The organism is Microbacterium sp. NPDC055357, from assembly GCF_053644835.1.
Genome location: NZ_JBSHLZ010000008.1, coordinates 94,955 through 116,283 on the forward strand (window position 1 = coordinate 94,955; position 21,329 = coordinate 116,283).

The following is a 21,329-nucleotide window of genomic DNA, read 5'->3' on the forward strand; positions in this document are numbered from 1 at the left end:
GCCGCGCGTTGTACCGTAGGCGGGTGGCCCCCGACATCACCCCACCGCCCTCGCGCCGTGCCCTGCGCAATCAGGCGGCCATGCGCGCGGTGACGGCGACCCTCGAGGCCGATGAGGCGCCGACGGCGTCGGCGACGACGACCGACGTGACGCTCCCCTCTCCCGGTCTGCCGCGCACGAGCACGGACGCGCCCGCCATCACCGCCGGCGCACTGTCGGGTCGGCGAGCCCTCGCGTGGGTCGACTCCGCTCGGGTGGGGATGTCGCCGGTGCCCGCCGAGCCCGGCCCCGATCTGCTCGGACGGGGTCCGCGCCGGTCGCCGCTGCGCGCGGGTGTGCTCGTCCCCGCCTCGCTCGTCGCGCTCGTCGTGGGGGCGTATGCCGCCACCACGCTGCTGTGGCCCCTGCACGCCGTCGCGCCGACGATCGAGGCGATCGGCGTGCAGCCCGTCGCCGCGGCGGAGGCCGCTCTGCCCTGGCCCGACGTCGGCGCCGCCGCCGTCGCGGTCGACGGCTTCGACACGCAGCTCGCGTCGATGCCCGAACCGCTCAGCATCGCGAGCATCACGAAGGTCGTCACGGCACTCGCGGTACTCGAGGAGATGCCGCTCGAACTCGGCGAGGCGGGGCCCGAGTACCGGTTCACGGGGTACGACCGGACGCGCTACTGGCAGTACCGCGCCAACGGCGAATCGGCGCTCGATGTTCCCGTCGGCGGGGCCCTGACGCAGTACCAGATGCTCGAAGGCATGCTCATCGCCTCGGGCAACAACTACGCCGACCGCCTCGCCACGACGCTCTGGCCGACCGACGAGATCTTCGCCGAGGCGGCGAACGGATGGCTCCGCACGCACGGCGTCGAGGGCATCGAGGTCGTCGAGCCCACGGGACTGGACCCGCGCAACATCGCGACCCCCGCCGCCCTGCTCACCCTCGCGCAGAAGGCCCTCGCCCACCCCGTCATCGCCGAGATCGTCGCCAAGCGCTCCGTCGACCTGCCGGGCGTGGGCGTCATCGAGAACACGAACCGGCTGCTCGAGGATGCCGGCGTCATCGGCGTCAAGACGGGCACCCTGGACACCTGGAACGTGCTGACGGCGAAAGACGTCATGGTGGGCGAGACCCCCGTGCGCGTGTACGCGTCGGTGCTCGGACAGCCCGACGGCGACGCCCGGGTCGCCGTCTCACGCGCCCTCTATGCCCAGATCGAGACCGAGCTGCAGCCGCGGCCCTCGGTCGAAGCGGGCACGACGGTGGGCCGGGCGACGACCGCGTGGGGCGCGAACGTGCCGATCGTCACCGCCGAGGATGCCGCCGTCGTGCTGTGGAACGGCAGCGCCGCCGCCGTGTCGACCGCGTTCGACCTCGGTGACGCACGCGCGAAGGGCGCCACGGTCGGCGAACTCTCGGCCGTCGGCCCGCTCGATCGCGCCGCCGTGCCGCTGCGTCTTTCCGACGACATCGCAGATCCGGATGCCTGGTGGCGACTGACGCACCCGCTCGAGCTGTTCGGGCTGACCAGCTGACCGATCAGGCGAAGCGCACGGTCTGCTGAAGGCGGGTGCGCAGGTCGAAGACCTCGGTCCCGCCGATCGACCGCGCGCCGGCCACGCCGCGGCGCAGGATCGTCGACAGGGCGCTGCGCGACACGATCGCGACGGGAGTGCCGCGCACCTTCCCGAGCTCGTCGATGGGGTGCGCGACGTCGTCGTCGGGAAGCACGACGATCGCTCCGCCGAACCGCACCCCCGCGGCGCGCGCGAGGGCGCGTGTGCGGCCGACCAGGGTCGCCAGGGGCGCACCCGTCACCCCCTCGCCGATGAGCTCGCCCCGGCGCACGCGCACGGGGCCGCCCGTGTCGGCCGACTGCACGGCATACAGTCCACTCGGCCCCAGCACGATGTGGTCGATCTTGGCGTCGGGCCCGTCTCCGCGAGCGGCCGCACGCACGTCGTGCCACACGGTGTAGCCCATCCCGAGATCGGCCACGATGCGGGCCGTCGCCTCTTCGGCGAGCGCGTCGGCGAGGAGTCCGCGCAGGTGGTGGGGCGCGGAGCGCACGAGGGCGGGATCGTAGGGGTCGTCGAGGTCGACGCCCCGGCCGACCCATTCCCGCATGAGTCGCAGATAGCGCTCGCGGTTCCAGCCCCCGGGATGACCGTGCGACCGGGCCCGCGGCCGCGTGTCGGCCGCGGGGCGCGGCGGACGCCAGCCCGCGGCATCCTGAGCGAAGCTCGGCGCGGCGTGCGCCCCGAACCCGTGTCCGCGGTCGTAGGCGGCGCGCGCCTGGATCGTGCCGACGAGCTCCCACGCGCGCTGCACCTGCACGAAGACGGCGGCCTCCCCGCCCGTGTCGGGGTGGGTCTGCCGCAGGCGCAGACGATAGGCGCGGCGCAGCGTCTCGTCGTCGACATCGGGGGCGACGCCGAGCACGTCGTAGGCCGACGCCGAGAGCGGACTGTCGAACACGCACCCTCCCGATCGGCGCCGCGGCCGCGGCGGCTTACAGGTTATGCCACGTCGCCCTCAGCGTCGTTCGTGACGCCGCGCGTAGGCGGCGGCGCCGCGGCTGGACAGCGCCAGCAGGATCAGGATGTCCAGGCTCAGCGACACGAAGGTCGTGCGCAGGGTGATGTCCTGCCCCTGCGCCCACCACGCGACGAACGACGACGTGATCGAGACGACCGAGACGAGCATGACGATGACGCGGGCGATGTTGCGGCCGCGGAAGACCAGCACGCCGAACGTCAGATCGAGCAGCAGCGTGATCGAGCCCACGACGACGATGAGCGCGATCGCCACGGGACCGGTCACGGCGTCCTCTCGCAGCGACGCGAGCTCGTCGCCGTCGGGCAGGATGAGCCAGTCCCATCCGAACGCGACGCCCAGCAGCATGACCGCGCCGGCGAGCACGCGCAGCATCACGAGCACGAAGCCCGCCACGATGGGGGCGGGCCGGCGCATGCCCGGGTCGTACCCGGTCGGCACGAGCAGCCGCGAGGCCGGCTCGAAGGCGGGGCGCTTGCGCGGCATCCCGGTCATGTCGTCACCTCGGCGATCGCGCGCACGTCGACGATCGGCAGGTCGCCGTCGGTGCGGATGCTGTCACCTCCGCCGTTTCGCGAGTGATACCCCGTCGAGAAGTCGCGGATGACGTCGACCGTCACGCGGGGATCGGCGCCCGTCACGGTCTTCACGATGTGGTCCCGCTCGACGTCGGTGTCGGCGTCGATGCGGTGCGTGACCTGCAGCGTGAACAGCGACAGCCCCACGCTCGTGTCGAACGTCCCGGCCGCGAGCCAGTCCACGCGACGGCCGCCCGGCAGGAGCCAGCCGTCGGGGCACCGCCAGAACCGCACGTGGTGGCGCTGCGCGGGATTGCCGTCGACCTCCTGCTGGTACGCGAAGTCCTGCTGACGCCCGAACAGGAACAGCGGGCTGACGGGCGCCTCGTGATAGCTGCGCCGCCGCAGCGTCGACGTGACGATGGTCACCGACGACGCGAGCGTGACGGGGTCGGCCTTCGTCCAGCCCGCCGCGCGCATCGCCCGTTCGATCTGGCCTCCCTCGCCGAGGAACGCGAGGTTGACGGGGTCGCCCAGCAGGCCGTCGCTCGTGCGCGCGCGTCCGATGAAGTAGTCGGGGACGTAGATCGTCGTGAGGATGCGATGCAGCCGAGGCAGCACGAGATAGGCCAGCAGCAGCCAGAACAGCACGGCGAACAGCACGCCCCACCAGCCGACCTGGAAGGTCTCGGTCAGGCTGAGGTAGGCGAGCCACACCGCTGCGAGGCCCGCGAAGACGAAGAAGAACCCGTCGATCGCGATTCCGATCGACGCTGTGCGACGCCGGGGCGTCAGGCCCACAAAGGCGTGCCCGGTTCGAAGCCGAGGGCGTTCTCGGCGAGATCGGGGGCGATCTCGGCCAGGCTCGGCGGGTTCCAGCGCGGCGAGCGGTCCTTGTCGACCAGCTGCGCGCGGATGCCCTCGAGCAGGTCGGGCTGCGTGTGGGCGAACCACATGACCAGGCCGTACTCCTGCGCGAGCACGTCGCGCAGGCCCGCGGCCTCGCGCGCGGCGCGCACCGAGGCGAGGGTCACGGCGAGCCCCGTCGGCGACAGCTCGGCCAGCACGTCGGCGGCCGCGTGCGCGTCGGGCTCTGCGCGGGCGTGCAGACGGTCGACGATCTCGGCGACGGTGTCGGCCGAGAAGGCGTCGTCGATCCATTCGCGGGACGCCTCGAGGCGCGACGGCCCGGGCGTCTCATCGAACAGCATGACGAGCTCGGTCGGGGTCTCGGGATCGGCCCGCGTCTGGAGGGCGTGGCGCACATCATCCAGGCGGTCGCTCGCGACGACATGATCGGCGAAGCCGGCGTACACCGCATCGGCGGCATCCATCGTGGCCCCCGTGAGCGCGAGGTACTCCCCCGTGCGGCCCGGCGCGCGTGCCAGCAGCCACGTGCCGCCGACGTCCGGGGTGAAGCCGATCCGCGTCTCGGGCATGGCCAGCTTCGAGCGTTCGGTCACGATGCGCACCGCCGCGTGACCTGCCAGTCCGATCCCGCCGCCCATCGTGACGCCGTCGGCGAAGACGACGACGGGTTTGGGGTACTCGGCGATGCGCGCGTTGAGGGCGTACTCGTCGCGGAAGAAGACGGCGGCCTCTTCGGCGTCGCCCTGAGAGATCTGCGCCGCGAGACCCCGGACGTCGCCGCCCGCGCACAGGCCGCGCTCGCCCGCGCCGTCGATCAGCACGATGTCGACGTCGTGATCGTCCTGCCAGGCGTCGAGGGCCGCAGCGAGGTCTCGGATCATGCCGAGATCGAGGGCGTTGATGGCGCGCGGCCGGTTGAGCGTGAGGCGGCCGAGGCCCGCTTCGGCGCGGACGAGGACCTGGGATTCGGAGGCATCGGTCACGATCGCAAGGCTACCGCCCGCCGCCGGATGGACCAGGGCGCACGCGGAATGCGGCGATCGGAGCGGATTTCCGCAAGGATAGGGGCACGGTTCACCACGACGAGGGGTTCGGCATGCCCGAAGGACACGTGCTTGAGTTCGACCGTGTCACGAAGCGGTTCGGCGCGATCACGGCGGTCGCCGGGCTGACGGCACAGGTCGAACCCGGGCGGGTCACCGGATTCCTCGGTCCGAACGGCGCCGGCAAGACGACGACGCTGCGGATCCTCCTGGGTCTCGTGCGCGCGACCGACGGCGTCGCCACGATCGGCGGCACCCCGTATGCCAAGCTCGACCACCCGCTGCAGACGGTCGGCGCCGTCCTCGAAGCGTCGAGCTTCCACCCCGGACGCACGGCCGCGAACCACCTTCGCGTGTACGCGCGTGCCGCGGGCCTGGGCGACGCGCGTGTGGACGAAGTGCTGGGACTCGTGGGACTCGCGGATGCCGCGGGGCGCAAGGTCGGCGGATACTCGCTCGGCATGCGCCAGCGCCTGGGACTCGCGACCGCGCTGCTCGGAGACCCGGGCGTGCTCGTGCTCGACGAGCCGACGAACGGCCTCGACCCCGAGGGGATCCGCTGGATCCGCGGGTTCCTGCAGCAGCTCGCCGCCGAAGGACGCACCGTGCTCGTCTCGTCGCACCTGCTCAGCGAAGTGCAGCAGACCGTCGACGCGCTGCTCGTCATCTCGCAGGGTCGCCTCGTGTTCCAGGGCCGACTCGAAGACCTCGCCGACGCGACGGAGTACGCCACGGTCGTCGACGCGCCCGATCGCGCGGGGCTGACGGCCGCCCTCGACGCCGCGGGCGTGGGATACGACGTGCTCCGCTCGGGCCTGACGGTGCGCGGGCTCGAGCCCGCGGGCGTCGGCCGCATCGCTGCCGAGGCGGACATCGCGCTGTCGTCGCTGCAGCGCCGGGGCCCCGCACTCGAAGAGGTCTTCCTCGAGCTCGTGAGCGGGCAGCGCGTGCACGCGAGCGCGACGGATCACGACGTCGCACCGGATCAGCCCGGCGCCGCTCCCGCTGAACCGGGCACTGCCTCCGCTGAGCCGGACGTTGCTGAGCCGGACGCCGTCGACGAACCGTCCGACGACGTCGCGGCGGGCGCGGCACCGGCCGATGAGCCGGATCCGCTCGCCGTCTTCGAGCCCGTCGCCGCGTCCGTCGCCGCGCCCGTGCCGTCCTCGGCCGCCTTCAGCGTCGCGCAGACCGGTGTCATCGACATCGTGCCGCCCCGAGACGCCGAGATCGACTCCGAAGACACCGACGTCGCCCCCGAAGACGCCGATCCCGACATCGAGGCGATCGGCGAGATCGACGACGAGCTCAGCGCGCCCGACGAGCGGGTCGATGCCGTCGACGCGCCGGCCGACGAGGGAGGTGACCCGCGATGAGCCTCGCCGCCGCGACCCGGTCCGAGACCACGAAGCAGTTCACGACGTCGATGTGGTGGATCCTCGCGATCATCCTCGTCGTGTACGTCGCCTTCACGGCCTCCGTGCTCGGCGGCGTGTTCGCCGGCACCTCGACCGGTGCGCTGGGCGGTGAGGCGATGCTGCCGTCCGAGGGCTTGTCCGCGACGCTCTACAGCACGGCGACGACGGTCGGATACGTCTTCCCGCTCCTCATCGGAACACTCATCGTGACGGCGGAGTTCCGCCACAAGACGCTCACCCCCACCTTCCTCGCCACGCCGCAGCGCGGCACGGTGCTGTCGGCCAAGGTCGTCGCGGGGGTCATCCTGGGCGTGCTGTACGGCGCGCTCGGCATCATCGCCTCCGTCGGCCCCGCGGCGGGATTCCTCGCCGCCTTCGGGCTCGACACCGACCTCGGCAGCTCCGACACCTGGGCGATGCTGGGGCGGATGCTGCTGGCCTATGTGCTCTGGGTGATCATCGGCATCGGGGTCGGCGCGCTCGTGCGCAATCAGGTCGGAGCGATCGTCGGCGTCCTGGTGTTCACCCAGTTCCTCGAGCCCGTCGGCCGGGCTGCGGCATCCTTCGTCGAGGGCTTGTCGGATGTGACGCAGTTCCTGCCCGGCGCCGCGAGCGACATCCTCGTCGGCGCGAGCGTCTTCTCGATCGGCCCGGCCGCCGACGGCGGACTGCCGTGGTGGGGCGGCGGTCTCGTGCTCGTCGGCTACGCCGTCGTGCTGCTCGTGCTGGCGTACGTCACGAGCTGGCGACGCGACGTCAGCTGACCGAGGACTCGGCGATCGGGATCGCGCCGGTCGCGATGTCGACGACGTCGGCGGGCACCGCGGACACGTCGTCGAGCTGCAGAGCCTGCACGAGCGCGAGCCCGTGACGCGTCGTCAGGATGATGCGGGCGAACTCCGGGTGACCCTCGAGATCGATGACGACGCTGGGCCGTCGGCGGCGCACGATGACGAAGTCCGATCCGCCCGCCGACTTCCACGACCCCATCGCGATCACGCCCCGCACGTGCGTGCCGGGCGCCGGAACGCCGCGCAGCCACGTCCACGCGTCGTCGGTGAGCTGCACCTTCGCGATCTCGGTGCGTTCGACGAACACGTTCGTCTTGCGGAACGACAGCGCCCGCTCGGTTCCCGACAGGGCGATTTCGAGCCGCGTCGAGTCGAGCAGAAGCGTCACCATAGGCCCAGTCTGCCAGCGTCGGGCGCTGGAGCCGGGATCGTTTGCTTACGGTGAAGCAACGATCGGCGACGCCGGGCCTCTCGGGCGGTGCCAGACTGGGACGGTGACCCTGCTCGATCCGGCGCCCGCCAGGCGGGCCGACGCGGCCGCGGTTCTCGACCGCGTCGCTGCGGGCGCGCGCGTCGACGCCGACGCCGCCGAGACGCTGCTCGGCGCGACGGGCGACGACTTCGAGCGGCTGCTCGCCCTCGCCGGCGCGATGCGCGACGCGGGAGGCGCCGCAGCCGGGCGCCCCGGGGTCATCACGTACTCGCGCAAGGTCTTCATCCCGCTCACGACCCTGTGCCGCGACCGGTGCCACTACTGCGTCTTCGTCGACACGCCGGGCCAGCTGCTGAAGAAGAACAAGCCCGCCTACATGTCGCCCGAGCAGGTGCTCGCCGTTGCTCGGCAGGGCGCCGCCCTCGGGTGCAAGGAAGCGCTTCTGACCCTCGGCGACCGGCCCGAGGACCGCTGGCCCGAAGCGCGCGCCTGGCTCGATGAGCACGGCTACGCCTCGACGATCGACTACGTCGCCGCCATGGCGCGGCTCGTCACGGCCGAGACGGGACTGCTCGCGCACGCCAACCCGGGCGTCATGACGCACGACGAGCTCGTGACGCTGCGCGCCGTGTCCCCCTCGATGGGCATGATGCTCGAGACGACCTCTCGACGACTGTTCGAAGAGCCCGGCCAGGTGCACTACGGCTCCCCCGACAAGGACCCCGCGCTGCGCCTCACCGTCATCGACGACGCCGGCCGCGCGCGCGTGCCCTTCACGACCGGCATCCTCGTCGGGATCGGCGAGACGCTGCGCGACCGTGCCGAATCGCTCATCGAGCTGCGCGATGCGCACGAGCGGCACGGGCACGTGCAAGAGGTCATCGTGCAGAACTTCCGCGCGAAGCCGCGCACCGCGATGCAGGGGGCCGCGGATGCCGCTCTGCTCGAGTACGTCGCGGCGGTCGCCGTCGCCCGGCTCGTGATGGGCCCCGACATGCGCGTGCAGGTGCCGCCGAACCTGTCCGACAGCCAGGAGTTCGCCCTGCTCGTGCGCGCCGGCGCCGACGATTGGGGCGGCGTGTCGCCGCTCACGGCCGACCACGTGAACCCCGAGCGCCCGTGGCCGCACATCGACGAGCTCGCCGAGCACACGGCGACGCTCGGCTTCGAGCTGCGCGAGCGCCTCACGGCGCATCCCGAGTACGTGCTCGCCCCCGAGACGTGGCTCGCCCCCGAGATGCGGGATGCCGTCGCGGTGCTCGCGGACCCCGAGACGGGCCTCGCGCGCGACGCGAAGGAACGATCGGTGGGCGCGGAGCCCCGGTCGGTGGGCGCGGAGCCCCTGTCGGTGGGCGCGGAGCCCCTGTCGGTGGACGCGCAGCACCGGTCGCTGGACGCGAACCCCCGGTCGCAGGACGCGAACCCCCGGTCGCTGAGCTTGTCGAAGCGTCGTAACTCGGCAGACGACCCTTCGACAAGCTCAGGGACCGACGCGCGGGCAGGCGACGACCCCTCGACGGGCTCGGGGACCGAGACCGGAACCGCCGACGACCCTTCGACAAGCTCAGGGGCCGGGGGCAGGGCAGGCGACGACCCCTCGACAGGCTCAGTGACCGAGACGAGGACCGACGACGACCCTTCGACAGGCTCAGGGACCGGGGGCAGCGCAGGCGACGACCCCTCGACAAGCTCAGGGACCGTGGGTAGGACCGGCCACGACCCTTCGACAGGCTCAGGGACCGAGACCAGGACAGGCGACGACCCCTCGACGAGCTCAGTGACCGAGACCAGGACCGACGACGACCCTTCGACAAGCTCAGGGACCGGGGGCAGGGCAGGCGACGACCCCTCGACGGGCTCAGGGACCGGGGACAGGACCGGCGACGGCCCTTCGACGGGCTCAGGGACCGGGGGCAGGGCAGGCGACGACCCTTCGACGGGGTCAGGGAGCGGGGCGGGAGTAGCGCGGCGGCTCGCGGAGGCCGCGGCATCCGATCCCCTCGCACTCGACGACGACGACTGGACCCTGCTGCTCGAGGCCACGGGAGACGGACTCGACGCCCTCGCGGCGACGGCCGACGACGTGCGGCGATACACCGTCGGCGAGGCCGTCACGCTCGTCGCGAACCGCAACCTGACCTCGTCGGGCTTCCGACGCGGCGGCTCGGACGCGCCCGACGAGTTCGACCTCGCCGAGGCCGCCGCGATCGCCGCGGACGCGTGGGACCTCGGCGCGACCGAGATCTGCGTGCAGGGGCTCGTCCCGCCCGGTGAAGACCCCGGCGCCTACCTCGACCTCGCGCGCGCCATCGTCGGCGCCGCCCCCGGCCTGCACCTGCACGCCTATCGGCCGCAGGATGTGCGCGACCTCGCCGATCGCACGGGGCTCGGGCTCGACCGTGCGCTCGCCGCGATGCGCGAGGCGGGCGTCGGCACCGTGCCGGGCACGGGCGTCAAGGTGCTGAGCGAGCGTGTGCGAGACCTCATCGCCCCCGGCGACCTCGAGATCGACGCGTGGACCGAGGCCATCACGGCCGCGCACCGGGCGGGCTTCCGCTCGACGAGCGTGCTCTTCTACGGGCACGTCGAGACGGCCGCCGAGCGCATCGCGCACCTGCGCACGCTGCGCCGCCTGCAGCAGACGGCCGCGACGGCCGGTGCGGGCGGAGGCTTCAGCGAATTCGTGCCGATCCCCCTGCCCGGCCACGCCGGAGGCGTGCCGCTCGTCGCCGATCGCGCCCCCCTCGACGAGCACCGCGCAATGGTCGCCGTGTCGCGGCTTCTCCTGAGCGGCAGCATCCCGCACGTGCAGATCCCCTGGACCCGCGTCGGTCTCGACGTCGCCGCCCAACTGCTGCGCGCCGGCGGCGACGACCTGGGCGGCACACTCTTCGACGGGCGGATCAAGCCGGCCGCGGGGATCGAGTTCGGGCTCGAGCTGCCCGTGGCCGACGCCACGCGCGTCGCGGCGCGGCTGTTCCGGCCGTTCCGGCTGCGCACGACCGAGTACGGAACCCCCACTCCCGTCGCGCTACCGAAAGCTGCATCCGCCATCAAACGTCCGGTAGCGCGTGCAGGTTTCAGTAGCGCCACCGATCAGATCGGTCGGGCTCAGGGACCGGGGAGCGAAGCTCCGGGGGCGGAAGCGTGACGACGCGCGTCGAGGTCGCGATCGTCGGAGCGGGCTTCGCCGGGCTCGCGATGGCGATGGAGCTGCGCCGCAGCGGCATCGATTCGTTCGTCGTGCTCGAGCGGGCGGCATCCCTCGGCGGAACGTGGCGCGACAACACCTACCCCGGCGTCGCGTGCGACGTGCCGAGCCACCTGTACGGCTTCGCGGCGCACCCCAACCCCGGCTGGTCTGGGCTGTATGCGCGCGGCGACGAGATCCGCGAATACCTCGCCCGCGTCGCCGAGATCGAAGGCATCGCGCCGCGTTTCGAGTCGCCGCTGCTGGGCGCGACGTGGCACGCCGACTCCGAGACCTGGCACCTCGAGGTGGGCGGGTCGGATCCCGCCCTGATCGAAGCCGACGCGCTCGTGCTGGCCTGCGGCCGGCTCACCGAGCCGAAGATCCCCGAAATCCCCGGGCTCGAATCGTTCCCCGGCCCCCTCTTCCACTCTTCGCGCTGGGACCACTCGGCCGATCTGGCGGGGCGCCGCGTCGCGGTCGTCGGCACGGGCGCATCCGCCGTCCAGGTCGTGCCCGAACTGGCCAGGATCGCCGACGTGACGCTCTTCCAGCGCACCCCCGCGTGGATCGTGCCGCGCGGAGCGCGCCCCTACACCGAAGCCGAGCGCGTCCGCTTCGCGGCGCACCCCGAAGAGCTCGCCCAGCTGCGCGCCGAGCTCGATGCCGAGGGCGAGGCGCGCTTCGCGTCGCGGTCGGGTGATCCGGATGCCGCCACCGCGGCCGTCGCCGTCGCTCTCGCGCACCTCGAGGCGCAGGTGCCCGACCCCGCGCTGCGCGACGCGCTCACTCCGCGGTACGCGTTCGGCTGCAAGCGGGTGCTGCTCTCGGACGAGTACTACCCCGCCGTCGCCTCGGACCGCGTCCGCCTCGAGGCGTCGGCGCTCACCTCGGTGCGCGATTCGACGCTCGTCGCCGCGAGCGGCGCGCGCCACGAGGTCGACGCGATCGTGCTCGCGACCGGCTTCGCCTCGACCCGCCAGCCGTACGCCGAGTTCGTACGGGGCGAGACGGGCACGCTCACCGAGCACTGGTCCGGCGGCATGACCTCGTTCGGGTCGACGGTGGTCAGCGGCTTCCCGAACCTGTTCGTGCTCAACGGGCCCAACGCATCGCTCGGGCACTCGTCATCGGTCCTCATGGTCGAGGAGCAGGCCGCCTACGCGGCGCGCGTCCTGGCATCGCGTGACGGCGTGCTTCGCGTCGATCCCGACGCCGAACGCGCCTACAGCGCCGAGATCGATCGGCGCGCGGCATCCACCCCCTGGATCGCGGGGGGCTGCCGCAACTGGTACGTCGACGAACGCTCCGGCCGGCTCACGCTGCTGTGGCCCGGGACCGTCGCCGCCTTCCGTGAACGGCTCGCCGCCGCGGACGGCTCGGAGTTCCTTCCCGCCCCCGTCAAGAGAGGCCACATATGACACTTCGCACCGCCCAGGACGTCCCCCTGCGATTCGGATACAAAGCGTCCGCGGAGCAGTTCGGACCCTCCGAGCTCGTCGATCTCGCCGTCCTCGCCGAAGAGGTCGGCTTCGACTCGATCTTCGTCTCGGACCACTTCCAGCCGTGGATGCACGAGGGCGGTCACGCCCCCGCCGTCCTGCCCGTGCTGGGGGCGATGGGCGCGAAGACGTCGCGCGTGCTCCTGGGCACGTCGGTGCTGACGCCGACCTTCCGCTACCACCCCGCCGTCATCGCGCAGGCCTTCGCGAGCCTCGGGGTCATGTATCCGGGCCGCATCATCCTCGGCGTCGGCACGGGCGAAGCGCTCAACGAGGTGACGCTGGGCATGGAGTGGCCCGACTCCCCCGAGCGCTTCCAGCGCCTGAAGGAGGCCATCGCGCTCATCGAGGCGCTGTGGGCCGACGAGCGCGTCACGTTCGACGGGACGTACTACTCGGTCAAGGACGCGACCGTCTACGACCGCCCCGCGCCCGACCAGGCCGTGCCGATCTACATCGGCGCTGCCGGCCCCGCCGCCACGCGCCTGGCCGGCCGCATCGCGGACGGGTTCATCACGACGAGCGGCAAGGACCCCGCACTGTATGCGGACAAGCTCATGCCGGCGCTGCGCGAGGGCCTCGAGAAGGAGGGCCGCTCGCCCGACTCGATCGACACGCTCATGGAGGTCAAGGTCTCTTACCACCCCGACCGGCAGACGGCGCTCGAGAAGACCCGGTTCTGGGCGCCCCTCGCGCTGTCGCCCGAAGAGAAGATGGGCATCCACGACCCGGTCGAGATGCAGCGGCGCGGCGACGCGCTGCCGATCGAGCGCGCGGCATCCCGGTTCATCGTGTCGACCGATCCCGACGAGCACGTCGAGCAGATCCTGAAGTATCACGACCTGGGCTTCCGTCACCTCGTCTTCCACGACCCGGGCCACGACCAGGAGGAGTTCCTGCGCACGTACGGCGCCGAGATCCTGCCGCGGCTGCGCGCCCGCCTCGGAGCGTGACGACCGGCTGGACCGTCGTCCTCCCGGTCAAAGACCCCGCGCGCGGCAAGTCCCGGCTGGCCGTCACGGGGGTCGACCGGGTGGCGCTGGCGCGTGCGATCGCGCTCGACACGATCGCCGCGGCGGCGGCCTGCCCGGCCGTCGCGCGCGTCGTCGTCGTCGGCGACGACGGGGGCCTGGTGCTGGGCGCCCTCGATGTGCCGCACCTGCGGTTCGTGCCCGAGGGCGACCCGCAGGGGCTCGACGCCGCCGTCGCGACGGGCATGGCTTCTTTCGAACGGATGCCGCGGGCAGCTCTCCTGGGCGACCTGCCGGCCCTGCGCCCCGACGACCTCGCGACGGCGCTCGCTCTGGCGGCGTCCGTGGATCGCGGCGTCGTGGCCGATGCCGAGGGAACGGGGTCGACGCTCGTGACCGCGGCGGCGGAGGTGCCGTGGAGCTCGGCCTTCGGCGACGGCTCGTTCGCGCGCCACGTCGCCCTCGGGTGCACCCCGCTCGACGTCGATGGATCGTCGACGCTGCGCCGCGACGTCGACACGGCCGAGCAGCTGCGCGCCGCGCGGACGCTCGGACTCGGACCTCGCACCGCCGCGCTCGTCGGGCCGTGACGCCGCGGACGGCGCGTCAGAGACCGGCGGCGGCGAGGGCTGCGTCGACGATGTCGGCCGAGGCCGCGGCATCCGTCATCCACAGGGGCGCGACGACGGCGGCGATCCCGAGGGCGTCGAGCTCCGCCGCGTGCGCGGCGTCCTCTTCGGCGAGGAGCCACGCATCCAGGATGCCGGCGGCCGAGCGCGCGCCGTAATGCTCCGCGACGGCGGCGGCCGAGGTCTCGACGCCGATCGCCGTGAGGCAGACGTCGGCCATGCCGCGCACGACGCGTCCGCCGATGATGGGCGAGACGCCGACGACGGGCGCCCGCGCCGCACGCAGGGCCTCGCGGATCCCGGGCACGGCGAGGATCGGACCGAGCGAGACGACGGGGTTCGAGGGGGCGAGCAGCACGATGTCGGCGTCGTCGATCGCCGCGACGACGCCGGGCGCCGGGCGGGCCCGGTCGATGCCGGGGCTCTCGAAGGCGAGGGGGGTCAGCGCCGCGCGATGGCGGGTCCACCACTCCTGGAAGTGCAGGGTGTCGCCGCCGTCCAGCACGACGCGGGTATCGACCTCGGCGTCGGTCATCGGCAGCAGCGTCGCCCCGAGATCCCACCGCGCCGACATCCGCTCGAGCACCTCGGTCGGCGTGAGGCCGTCGCGCAGCCATCCCGTGCGAGCGAGGTGCGTGCCGAGATCGAGGTCGCCCAGCGTGAACCACGGCCAGCCGGCGCCCCACTCCTGCAGCTCGCGGTTGACCCGTTCGGTGTCGCCCGCACGGCCCCACCCGCGCACCGTGTCGTTGACGCCCGCGAGCGCGTAGACGATCGAGTCGATGTCGGGTTGCAGCCGCACCCCCGAGAGCCACAGGTCGTCGCCCGTGTTGACGACGACGGTCGCGGGGGACGCTCCGCGGCGCTGCAGGGCCGCGCGCACGCCGAGGGCGAAGCGCGCGCCGCCCACGCCGCCGGCGAGGACGACGACGCGCGGGCTTCCGCTCATCTGCGCGGCCTCAGTCGCGTCGTTCGCGGCCGATGGCGGGGAACAGTCCCGTGCGCGGAGCGACCTCATCGGCGGCGTGCGGAAGCGGGAAGCGTGCGACCGCATCGATCAGCGCGTCGACGGTCTGCGTGTCGGCGACGACGTCGACGGCGAGCCCGGCCCGGCGGGCGTCCTTCGCCGTGCGGGGGCCGATCGCGGCGATCACGGTCGTGTCGGGGATGTCGGGGAACTGCTCGTGCACCTGCTCGGCGACCGAGCCGCTCGTCACGAGGATCGCGTTGATGCGCCCGGAATGCACATCGTGCGCGATGCGCTCGGTGACGGGGACCCCCACCGTGCGGTAGGCCACGACGCTGCGCACATCGTGCCCCGCGTCGGTCAGCATGCGCGTGAGCATGGGCTTGGCCAGTTCGCTGCGCAGGGCGAGGATCTTGCGGGGCTCGGGCTCCATCGCGATGAGCTGTTCGGCCAGTCCCGCGGCGGAGTTGTCGTCGTCGGGGACGAGATCCACGCCGTAGCCGACCGCGAGCATCGCCGCAGCGGTGGTCTCGCCGACGGCGGCGACCTTCGTCGTCGACGGGATCGTGGCACGGAACGCGTAGAGCACATCGACGGTCGTCGCACTCGTGACGGTCAGCCAATCGAACCGGCCGGCCGCGAGGTCGGCGAGCGCCTGATCGAGCCCCTCGGGGTCGTTCGTCGGTGCGAAGTTGATGAGCGGCGCGATGACGGGCGTCGCGCCCTGTCGGCGCAGCGTCGCCGCGACGCCGTCGCCCCACGGACCGCCGCGCGGAACGAGCACGCGCCAGCCCGCGAGGGGCTTGTCCTGGATGGACGATGTGGGTGTGTTCATGGGGTGGGTGGACTTTCGTGGGACTCAGTCGGCCACCCAGTCGTCGAGGCAGCCGACGCGCGATTCAGTCGGGTTCGCGCCGTCGGCAGCATCCGCACCATTGCACTGCCTGACCCTGAGCATACCCCCCCGAACCACATGGAGGGCTCCGCGGGGCGCCCGGCAAGCTCGATCAGCGGGTGTACAGACGCACCAGACCCCACACCGCGGCGCCGACCAGTGCGGCTCCCGCCACGACCGCCGCCGTCGCCGCGCCGGGGCTGCGACGCGCGAACGCGCGGCTCCGAGCGACGGTCCGTTCGGTCGCCTCGCTCACGCGGCGCGGCAGGTTCGCCTTGATCTCGATGGCCGCCAGCGCGGCCTTCAACTCGGCGCGTGCCTTCTCGACCGGGTCGTCGATGCCGATCGGAACGCCGGTGCGCGGCACCGGCACGGGCGAGCTAGAGCTCATCGCGCACCTCCTTGATGTCTTCGCCGATGGACTGCACGGGGTTCTTCGACGCCGAGATCTTCTTGAAGCGCAGGATGCCCAGAAGCGCGAAGAAGATCGCGATCAGGAGCATCGCGCCGAAGACGACGAGGGCCGACAGCCACGCGGGCCACCACGACGACAAGCCGATGATGACGAATGCGGCGAGCGCCGGGATCGTCCAGAACAGGAAGAACAGTGCGGCGGCGAGCCAGCCCGCGCCGATTCCCGCATCCTTCGCGGTGCGCCGCACCCACGCCTTGCCGGCGTCGATCTCGGCGACCACCAGGTTGCGGATGAGCTCGGGGATCTCGCCGAGCAGCGTCAGAAGGCTGTCGTCGGCACGGTCCCGGAATCCTCGGGGTGTCGTCATCTCAGGCCCCGCCGCGCCCCGACGTCTCATCGACGGCGTCTTCGGCGGCCTTCTTCGCGGTCTTGGCGGAGGCCTTGACCGTCTTGGCGACGTCCTCGGCGCTTTCCTTTCCGGCGGCGACGGCCTTGTCGGCCTTTTCGCGCGGCGTGCCTTCGGAGGAGGCGGCCTTGGTCACCTTGACGGCGGAATTCCACAGCGTGCTGGGCAGCGCCATGGCGGCTTCCTTCGCGAACGTGGTCACCTTCTCGACCTGCTTCTGCACGGGGTCGGTGTGCCACACCTTGAGCCACTGCGTCTTGATCTGCTCGTATCGCTCGCGACCCGCGCGTGTTCCGAGCACGTAGCCCACGGCGAGTCCGACGACGAGTCCTGCCTTGCCCCTCATGGGGTCTCCTCACGTTCGGTGGTGCGCCAGCTGACGTCACCAGGGTAGTCCCGTATTCCATTCCGGGCATCCACCCTTGACAAGCGGGCTCGGGTCGCGCTCACTGCAGCGGTTCGTTGCCGAAGAGGGCGCGACGGCGCACGCGTTCAGCCTCGGCGACGACATCGGGCACGACCTGGGCGAGGCCGCTGCCCGAGACCCACGCGCCCACGACGGCGAGCCCGTCGACGGCGTGCACGACCGTGCGCACGCGCTGCGTCTGGTCCATCCGGCCCCGCGCCGAACGGGGTGGGGCGGTATCGAACCGCTCGCGTCGCGCGGCGCGCACGCCCGGGTCGGTCAGATCGAGCAGAGCGGATGCCGCGTGGACAGCCGCCGCGATCGCGTCGTCGTCGCCCGCGGGCGGGGCGGCCAGGGTGACGCGCACGACGCGCGCATCGGACCCGACGGCGCCCGCGAGCGACGGCCAGCGGGCGGTGACGTCGACGACCGATGACGCGGCGTGGGAGCCCGGAAGCGGATAGACGGCGGCGCGCGCGGAGTCGGGGACACCGTCGAGCACGAGCGTGACGACGTCCGTGGTCCTCGCTTCGGCCTCGTCGACACCCTCGACGTGCCGCGCCAGCAGGAGACGTGCGGTGTGCTCGGGGGTGGCGACGACGACCGCGTCCGCCGCGATCCGGGTCTCCTCCTCGCCGGCGCACACGACGTCCCAGTCGCCGCCGGATACGCGATCGATCCGCACGACCTCGGCCGCGGTGCGCACGTCGGCGCCGAGCTCGACGAGCCGTTGCGCGAGGGCGTCGACGAGCACACGCATCCCGCCGTCGATCGTCTCGTAGCCGGGTCCTGTCGGCGCCGCACCGCGCAGCTGCGCGACAGCGCCCGAGAGCGAGCCCGTGCGCGTGAGCGCCGTGTTGAGGCCCGGAGCGGCCAGCTCGACGTCGACGTCGGCGGGGGCGAGCCCGTGCCGGCCGACGCTCAGCGGCGCGACGAGCCGCTCGACGACGCGCGGACCCATGCGGCCGCGCACGAGGGTGCCGAGATTGCGCTGCTGGCCGATCGTGAGCGGCGGGCGCAGCCGGTCGAGATAAGCCCGCCATGCGCCGCGCCAGCCGATGATGCGGCGGACGGCGGGATCCCACGCGTTGGCGGGGATGCCGAGCACGTTGTCGGGCGGCAGGGGCGCAGCGCCCGCGGGAAGCCCGGCGACCCACGCTGTCGTCGGCGCCTCGGAGCGCACACGGTCGGCGAGGCCCAGTTCGTCGACGAGTGCGCGCACGTGGCCTCCGGTCGTCGCGTAGCCGTCGGCGCCGAGATCGAGCTCGGTCTCGCCCACCGCACCGGAGCGCACCGCGCCGCCGGGCGCCTCGCGCGCCTCGAGCACCGTGACGGCGAGGCCGACTTTGGCGCACTCGTAGGCGGCGACGAGCCCCGCGATCCCACCGCCGATGACGACGACGTGCGTGTCCCGCGCGTGCGCGGCGAGGTTCTCGAGGGGCGCGGCGTCGTTCACGCCGTCCATCCTCGCACTCCGGCTCGCCCCGATCCCGGTCGCACCCGACCCCACCCCATGCCGAACCGTACCGAACCCGTCGAACCCGACGTCGTCGCGGTCGGGTTCGACGGGAGCCCTACGGTTCGGCGCCAGCCCGCGAGCGCACGCGACGGGGTGGGAGACTGAGGGGCATGACGCTGCACATCACCGGAGACGTCGCGGCCGACGAACTCCTCACCGACAACTCGCTCGCTCTTCTGATCGGGATGCTGCTGGACCAGCAGATCGCGATGGAGACGGCGTTCGCGGGTCCGCTGAAGATCCAGGAGCGCGCCGGCACGGTCGAGGCGGGTGCCCTCGCGGCATACGATCCCGAGGCGTTCGTCGAGCTGTTCCGCCAGACTCCCGCCGTGCACCGGTTCCCCGGCTCCATGGCCGCGCGCGTGCAGTCGCTGTGCACCGCCCTCGAGGCGGACTGGGGCGGGGATGCCGCGGCCATCTGGACGCGCGACGCGCCGGACGGCGCGACGGTCCTGAAGCGTCTCAAGGCCCTCCCGGGCTTCGGTGAGCAGAAGGCGAAGATCTTCCTCGCACTGCTGGGCAAGCAGTACGGGTATACGGGCGACGGCTGGCGCGAGGCGTCGGCCCCCTACGGCGAAGACGGCGCGTTCCGCAGCGTCGCCGATATCGTCTCTCCCGAATCGCTCGCGAAGGTCCGCGAGACGAAGCGTGCGGCGAAAGCGGCGGCGAAGAAGTAGCCCGGATCTGTCCACAGGCTCCCCGCGCCGCGACGCGGCGTCGGTAGGGTGGGTCAGGCCACGCACACCGCACCGGGAGAGTCCGCCATGCTGCCCTTCTTGATCGTCGGCGGAGTCGGACTCGTCGTCCTGCTCATCTCGCTCATCCTCGGCGACATCTTCGACCACTTCGACATCGGCGACGGTGCGATCTCGGGCACGGCGCTCGGCGTCGCCGCGGTCGTCTTCGGCGCATCGGGCGTGCTCACGACGACGAGCGGGCTCGAGCAGGTGTGGGCTTACGCGCTCGCGGCGGTGCTCGCGATCGCCGCGTACGCGCTCGCCGTCTTCTCCATCCGCCGGCTCACGAAGAGCTCCGACGGCGCGCCCGCCTCGGCCATCGGCCTCACGGGCGTCAGCCGGTCGCCCATCTCACCCGCGGGCGGCGAAGTGAGCCTCGACGGTCCGCATGAGATCGAGCGCCGCCTCGCGTACGCCGATCAGCAGATCCCCGAGGGCGTGCGGATCCGCGTCATCGAACACTCCGGCACCCGCGTCAAGGTCGTCGCGGACTAGCCACAGCTCCGCTGCCCGACTGCGGTGCAGCATCCAGAAAGGACATCATGCCCGCTGATCTCATCCAGGTCGTCGCGATCATCGCCCTCATCGTGGCGCTGCTCGGGCTTCTCGCCTTCATCGCGCGGCGCATCCGGCGCGTACCCCCCAACGAGGCGCTCGTCATCGTCGGACGAGGTGCCGGCCGACCGGCGCCCGGCGAGAGCGGTGTCGGGCAGCGCGTCGTGATCGGCGGCCGCACGTTCGTGTGGCCGATCCTGCAGCAGGGGTTCTCGATCTCGCTCGAGCAGCGCCAAATCGGCATCACGGTCGAGGGCGTCGACAAGAACCGCATCAAGATCGCGATCAAGGCGTCGATCAATTTCAAGGTGTCCGGCACGGAAGAGGGAGTGCGTCGTGCGGCGCAGCGCTTCCTGTCGCAGCAGGACGCGCTGACCGAGATCATCAAGGAGTCGCTCGAGGGGTCGCTGCGCTCGATCATCGGCGACATGACGATCGAGCAGATCATCTCGGACCGCAAGGGTCTGTCGGACCGCGTCGTGGCCGAGACGAAGGCGGATCTCGTCGAGCAGGGCCTGCAGGTCGACCTGCTCAACATCAGCGACATCTCGACGCCGGGCAGCGACTACCTCGCGAACCTCGGCCGCGCCGAAGCGGCGCGCGCCCGCCAGGTCGCCGAAGTGAGCGAGGCCGAGGCATCGCGCGCGAGCGAGTTCGCCCGCATCGAGGCCGCCGAGCAGATCGCCGAACGCCAGAAGGCCCTGAGCCTGCGCCAGGCCTCGATCAAGGCCGAGACCGACCGCGCCAACGCCGAGGCACAGGCCTCGGGACAGCTCGCGACCGCCGAGCAGGATCGCCTCGTCGCCGTGCAGGAGCGCGAAGCGCTCACCGAGCAGGCCCTCGTGACGCAGGAGCGCCTGGACATCGAGGTGCGAAAGCCCGCCGAGGCCGAGGCGTACGCCGAAGTGCAGCGCGCGACCGCTCAGCGCGATGCGGCCAACGCCGCGACCGAGGCCGACGCATACAAGCGCACGAAGATCGCCGAGGCGAACAAGGTCGCCGCCGTGCAGGACGCCGAGGCCTCTGCCACCGCCGTCCGGTTCGCCGGTGAAGCCGAGCGCGACAAGCAGGTCGCGCTCGCGGCGGGTGTCCGCGCCGAGGGCGACGCGCGTGCGTCGGCCATCCAGGCCGAGGGTCTCGCCGAGGCCGCCTCGACCGACGCGAAGGCGCTCGCCCTGCAGAAGTACGGCGAAGCCGCGCTCGCACAGGAGATCATCACGCGCCTGCCCGAGATCGTTCGGGCCGCCGCCGAGCCGATCGCGTCGATCGACAAGCTCACGGTCGTCTCGACCGACGGGGCGTCCGAGCTCACCAAGACGGTCGGCAAGGTGCTCGGCGAGGGCACCGAGGTCGTGAAGGGCCTCACGGGACTCGACCTGAACAGCCTGCTGCAGGCGTTCTCGCTCAAGGCGGCCGGGGTGCCGGTCGAGAACGTCGTCTCGGCAGCGGAGTCCGCCGTCGGTAAGAAGGCCTGACCTACGCGAAAACGCCGGGTGCCTCTCGCGAGGCACCCGGCG

Annotated in this window: 21 protein-coding genes; 10 read left to right on the forward strand and 11 right to left on the reverse strand. The window is 72.3% G+C overall.

The genetic code is table 11. The annotated features are described in order from the left end of the window. Positions 1-23: 23 nt before the first annotated feature. The gene (locus tag ACWICD_RS11550; RefSeq protein WP_454140246.1) at positions 24-1,526 is read left to right on the forward strand and encodes a D-alanyl-D-alanine carboxypeptidase; all 1,503 of its coding nucleotides are present in this window, start codon (positions 24-26) and stop codon (positions 1,524-1,526) included. A gap of 4 nt (positions 1,527-1,530) precedes the next feature. Here the strand turns inward: ACWICD_RS11550 and ACWICD_RS11555 are convergent, their stop codons facing one another. Genes ACWICD_RS11555 through ACWICD_RS11570 form a run of 4 tightly spaced genes read right to left on the reverse strand, consistent with a single transcriptional unit; the run spans position 1,531 to position 4,918 of the window. After that, positions 1,531-2,469 carry a DnaJ domain-containing protein gene (locus ACWICD_RS11555; protein WP_376126852.1) on the reverse strand — a complete coding sequence of 313 codons (939 nt, stop codon included), beginning with the start codon at positions 2,467-2,469 and terminating at the stop codon, positions 1,531-1,533. 57 nt (positions 2,470-2,526) lie between these two features. Next, positions 2,527-3,042: a hypothetical protein gene (locus ACWICD_RS11560; RefSeq protein WP_454140247.1), complete on the reverse strand. Its 516-nt coding sequence runs from the start codon at positions 3,040-3,042 to the stop codon at positions 2,527-2,529. Further along, positions 3,039-3,866, reverse strand: coding sequence for an LssY C-terminal domain-containing protein (locus tag ACWICD_RS11565; protein ID WP_454140248.1), 828 nt, complete (start codon positions 3,864-3,866; stop codon positions 3,039-3,041). The genes ACWICD_RS11560 and ACWICD_RS11565 overlap by 4 nt, the downstream gene beginning before the upstream one ends. Further along, positions 3,857-4,918: an enoyl-CoA hydratase/isomerase family protein gene (locus ACWICD_RS11570; protein WP_376126855.1), complete on the reverse strand. Its 1,062-nt coding sequence runs from the start codon at positions 4,916-4,918 to the stop codon at positions 3,857-3,859. Before ACWICD_RS11570 ends, ACWICD_RS11565 begins: the two co-directional genes overlap by 10 nt. A gap of 113 nt (positions 4,919-5,031) precedes the next feature. On the opposite strand from ACWICD_RS11570, the gene ACWICD_RS11575 reads away from it, so the two are divergent. Together ACWICD_RS11575 and ACWICD_RS11580 are read left to right on the forward strand one after the other, a co-directional pair. Then, positions 5,032-6,354, forward strand: a complete 1,323-nt coding sequence (locus ACWICD_RS11575; RefSeq protein WP_454140249.1) for an ATP-binding cassette domain-containing protein — start codon at positions 5,032-5,034, stop codon at positions 6,352-6,354. After that, positions 6,351-7,160, forward strand: coding sequence for an ABC-2 transporter permease (locus ACWICD_RS11580; RefSeq protein ID WP_376126859.1), 810 nt, complete (start codon positions 6,351-6,353; stop codon positions 7,158-7,160). Before ACWICD_RS11575 ends, ACWICD_RS11580 begins: the two co-directional genes overlap by 4 nt. Here ACWICD_RS11580 and ACWICD_RS11585 read toward each other — a convergent pair. Beyond that, complete coding sequence (locus ACWICD_RS11585) at positions 7,153-7,578, reverse strand: hypothetical protein (protein ID WP_376126861.1); 426 nt, start codon at positions 7,576-7,578, stop codon at positions 7,153-7,155. The two genes, ACWICD_RS11580 and ACWICD_RS11585, sit on opposite strands and share 8 nt — an antisense overlap. A 103-nt stretch (positions 7,579-7,681) precedes the next feature. Here ACWICD_RS11585 and cofG point away from each other — a divergent pair, with 103 nt between their 5' ends. From cofG to cofC, 4 genes are read left to right on the forward strand one after another with little or no spacing between them, the layout of a single operon-like run. Continuing rightward, positions 7,682-10,771, forward strand: a complete 3,090-nt coding sequence (gene cofG, locus ACWICD_RS11590; RefSeq protein ID WP_454140250.1) for a 7,8-didemethyl-8-hydroxy-5-deazariboflavin synthase CofG — start codon at positions 7,682-7,684, stop codon at positions 10,769-10,771. Beyond that, positions 10,768-12,231 (forward strand): flavin-containing monooxygenase, encoded by a 1,464-nt coding sequence (locus tag ACWICD_RS11595; RefSeq protein WP_454140251.1) that lies wholly within the window; start codon positions 10,768-10,770, stop codon positions 12,229-12,231. The genes cofG and ACWICD_RS11595 overlap by 4 nt, the downstream gene beginning before the upstream one ends. Further along, the gene (gene fgd, locus ACWICD_RS11600; protein WP_454140252.1) at positions 12,228-13,265 is read left to right on the forward strand and encodes a glucose-6-phosphate dehydrogenase (coenzyme-F420); all 1,038 of its coding nucleotides are present in this window, start codon (positions 12,228-12,230) and stop codon (positions 13,263-13,265) included. Before ACWICD_RS11595 ends, fgd begins: the two co-directional genes overlap by 4 nt. Beyond that, complete coding sequence (gene cofC, locus ACWICD_RS11605; RefSeq protein ID WP_454140253.1) at positions 13,262-13,873, forward strand: 2-phospho-L-lactate guanylyltransferase; 612 nt, start codon at positions 13,262-13,264, stop codon at positions 13,871-13,873. The genes fgd and cofC overlap by 4 nt, the downstream gene beginning before the upstream one ends. Positions 13,874-13,889: 16 nt before the next feature. Here the strand turns inward: cofC and cofD are convergent, their stop codons facing one another. The 6 genes from cofD to ACWICD_RS11635 all read right to left on the reverse strand — a co-directional run bounded on the left by cofD (position 13,890) and on the right by ACWICD_RS11635 (position 18,466). After that, positions 13,890-14,861, reverse strand: coding sequence for a 2-phospho-L-lactate transferase (cofD, locus tag ACWICD_RS11610; protein WP_454140254.1), 972 nt, complete (start codon positions 14,859-14,861; stop codon positions 13,890-13,892). 10 nt (positions 14,862-14,871) lie between these two features. Beyond that, positions 14,872-15,714: a uroporphyrinogen-III synthase gene (locus tag ACWICD_RS11615; RefSeq protein ID WP_376126872.1), complete on the reverse strand. Its 843-nt coding sequence runs from the start codon at positions 15,712-15,714 to the stop codon at positions 14,872-14,874. 172 nt (positions 15,715-15,886) lie between these two features. Then, positions 15,887-16,165: a hypothetical protein gene (locus ACWICD_RS11620; RefSeq protein WP_454140255.1), complete on the reverse strand. Its 279-nt coding sequence runs from the start codon at positions 16,163-16,165 to the stop codon at positions 15,887-15,889. Continuing rightward, a complete protein-coding gene (locus tag ACWICD_RS11625) occupies positions 16,155-16,556 on the reverse strand; it encodes a phage holin family protein (protein ID WP_376126876.1) in 402 nt (133 codons plus the stop codon). The genes ACWICD_RS11620 and ACWICD_RS11625 overlap by 11 nt, the downstream gene beginning before the upstream one ends. Position 16,557: 1 nt before the next feature. After that, positions 16,558-16,941: a hypothetical protein gene (locus ACWICD_RS11630; protein WP_454140256.1), complete on the reverse strand. Its 384-nt coding sequence runs from the start codon at positions 16,939-16,941 to the stop codon at positions 16,558-16,560. Positions 16,942-17,041: 100 nt separating this feature from the next. Then, complete coding sequence (locus ACWICD_RS11635; protein ID WP_454140257.1) at positions 17,042-18,466, reverse strand: protoporphyrinogen/coproporphyrinogen oxidase; 1,425 nt, start codon at positions 18,464-18,466, stop codon at positions 17,042-17,044. Between the two features lie 164 nt (positions 18,467-18,630). Here ACWICD_RS11635 and ACWICD_RS11640 point away from each other — a divergent pair, with 164 nt between their 5' ends. The 3 genes from ACWICD_RS11640 to ACWICD_RS11650 all read left to right on the forward strand — a co-directional run bounded on the left by ACWICD_RS11640 (position 18,631) and on the right by ACWICD_RS11650 (position 21,287). Beyond that, positions 18,631-19,197, forward strand: a complete 567-nt coding sequence (locus ACWICD_RS11640) for an HhH-GPD-type base excision DNA repair protein (RefSeq protein ID WP_454140258.1) — start codon at positions 18,631-18,633, stop codon at positions 19,195-19,197. Positions 19,198-19,284: 87 nt separating this feature from the next. After that, positions 19,285-19,752: an NfeD family protein gene (locus tag ACWICD_RS11645; protein WP_376126884.1), complete on the forward strand. Its 468-nt coding sequence runs from the start codon at positions 19,285-19,287 to the stop codon at positions 19,750-19,752. A 47-nt stretch (positions 19,753-19,799) separates the two neighbouring features. Then, complete coding sequence (locus ACWICD_RS11650; RefSeq protein WP_454140259.1) at positions 19,800-21,287, forward strand: flotillin family protein; 1,488 nt, start codon at positions 19,800-19,802, stop codon at positions 21,285-21,287. Positions 21,288-21,329: the final 42 nt, after the last annotated feature.

Coding starts and splice junctions, on each gene's coding strand:
- ACWICD_RS11560 (WP_454140247.1), bottom strand. CDS start 3,042: ATGACCGGGATGCCGCGCAAGCGCCCCGCCTTCGAGCCGGCCTCGCGG.
- ACWICD_RS11575 (WP_454140249.1), top strand. CDS start 5,032: ATGCCCGAAGGACACGTGCTTGAGTTCGACCGTGTCACGAAGCGGTTC.
- ACWICD_RS11580 (WP_376126859.1), top strand. CDS start 6,351: ATGAGCCTCGCCGCCGCGACCCGGTCCGAGACCACGAAGCAGTTCACG.
- ACWICD_RS11585 (WP_376126861.1), bottom strand. CDS start 7,578: ATGGTGACGCTTCTGCTCGACTCGACGCGGCTCGAAATCGCCCTGTCG.
- fgd (WP_454140252.1), top strand. CDS start 12,228: ATGACACTTCGCACCGCCCAGGACGTCCCCCTGCGATTCGGATACAAA.
- cofD (WP_454140254.1), bottom strand. CDS start 14,861: ATGAGCGGAAGCCCGCGCGTCGTCGTCCTCGCCGGCGGCGTGGGCGGC.
- ACWICD_RS11615 (WP_376126872.1), bottom strand. CDS start 15,714: ATGAACACACCCACATCGTCCATCCAGGACAAGCCCCTCGCGGGCTGG.
- ACWICD_RS11620 (WP_454140255.1), bottom strand. CDS start 16,165: ATGAGCTCTAGCTCGCCCGTGCCGGTGCCGCGCACCGGCGTTCCGATC.
- ACWICD_RS11625 (WP_376126876.1), bottom strand. CDS start 16,556: ATGACGACACCCCGAGGATTCCGGGACCGTGCCGACGACAGCCTTCTG.
- ACWICD_RS11630 (WP_454140256.1), bottom strand. CDS start 16,941: ATGAGGGGCAAGGCAGGACTCGTCGTCGGACTCGCCGTGGGCTACGTG.
- ACWICD_RS11635 (WP_454140257.1), bottom strand. CDS start 18,466: ATGGACGGCGTGAACGACGCCGCGCCCCTCGAGAACCTCGCCGCGCAC.
- ACWICD_RS11640 (WP_454140258.1), top strand. CDS start 18,631: ATGACGCTGCACATCACCGGAGACGTCGCGGCCGACGAACTCCTCACC.
- ACWICD_RS11645 (WP_376126884.1), top strand. CDS start 19,285: ATGCTGCCCTTCTTGATCGTCGGCGGAGTCGGACTCGTCGTCCTGCTC.
- ACWICD_RS11650 (WP_454140259.1), top strand. CDS start 19,800: ATGCCCGCTGATCTCATCCAGGTCGTCGCGATCATCGCCCTCATCGTG.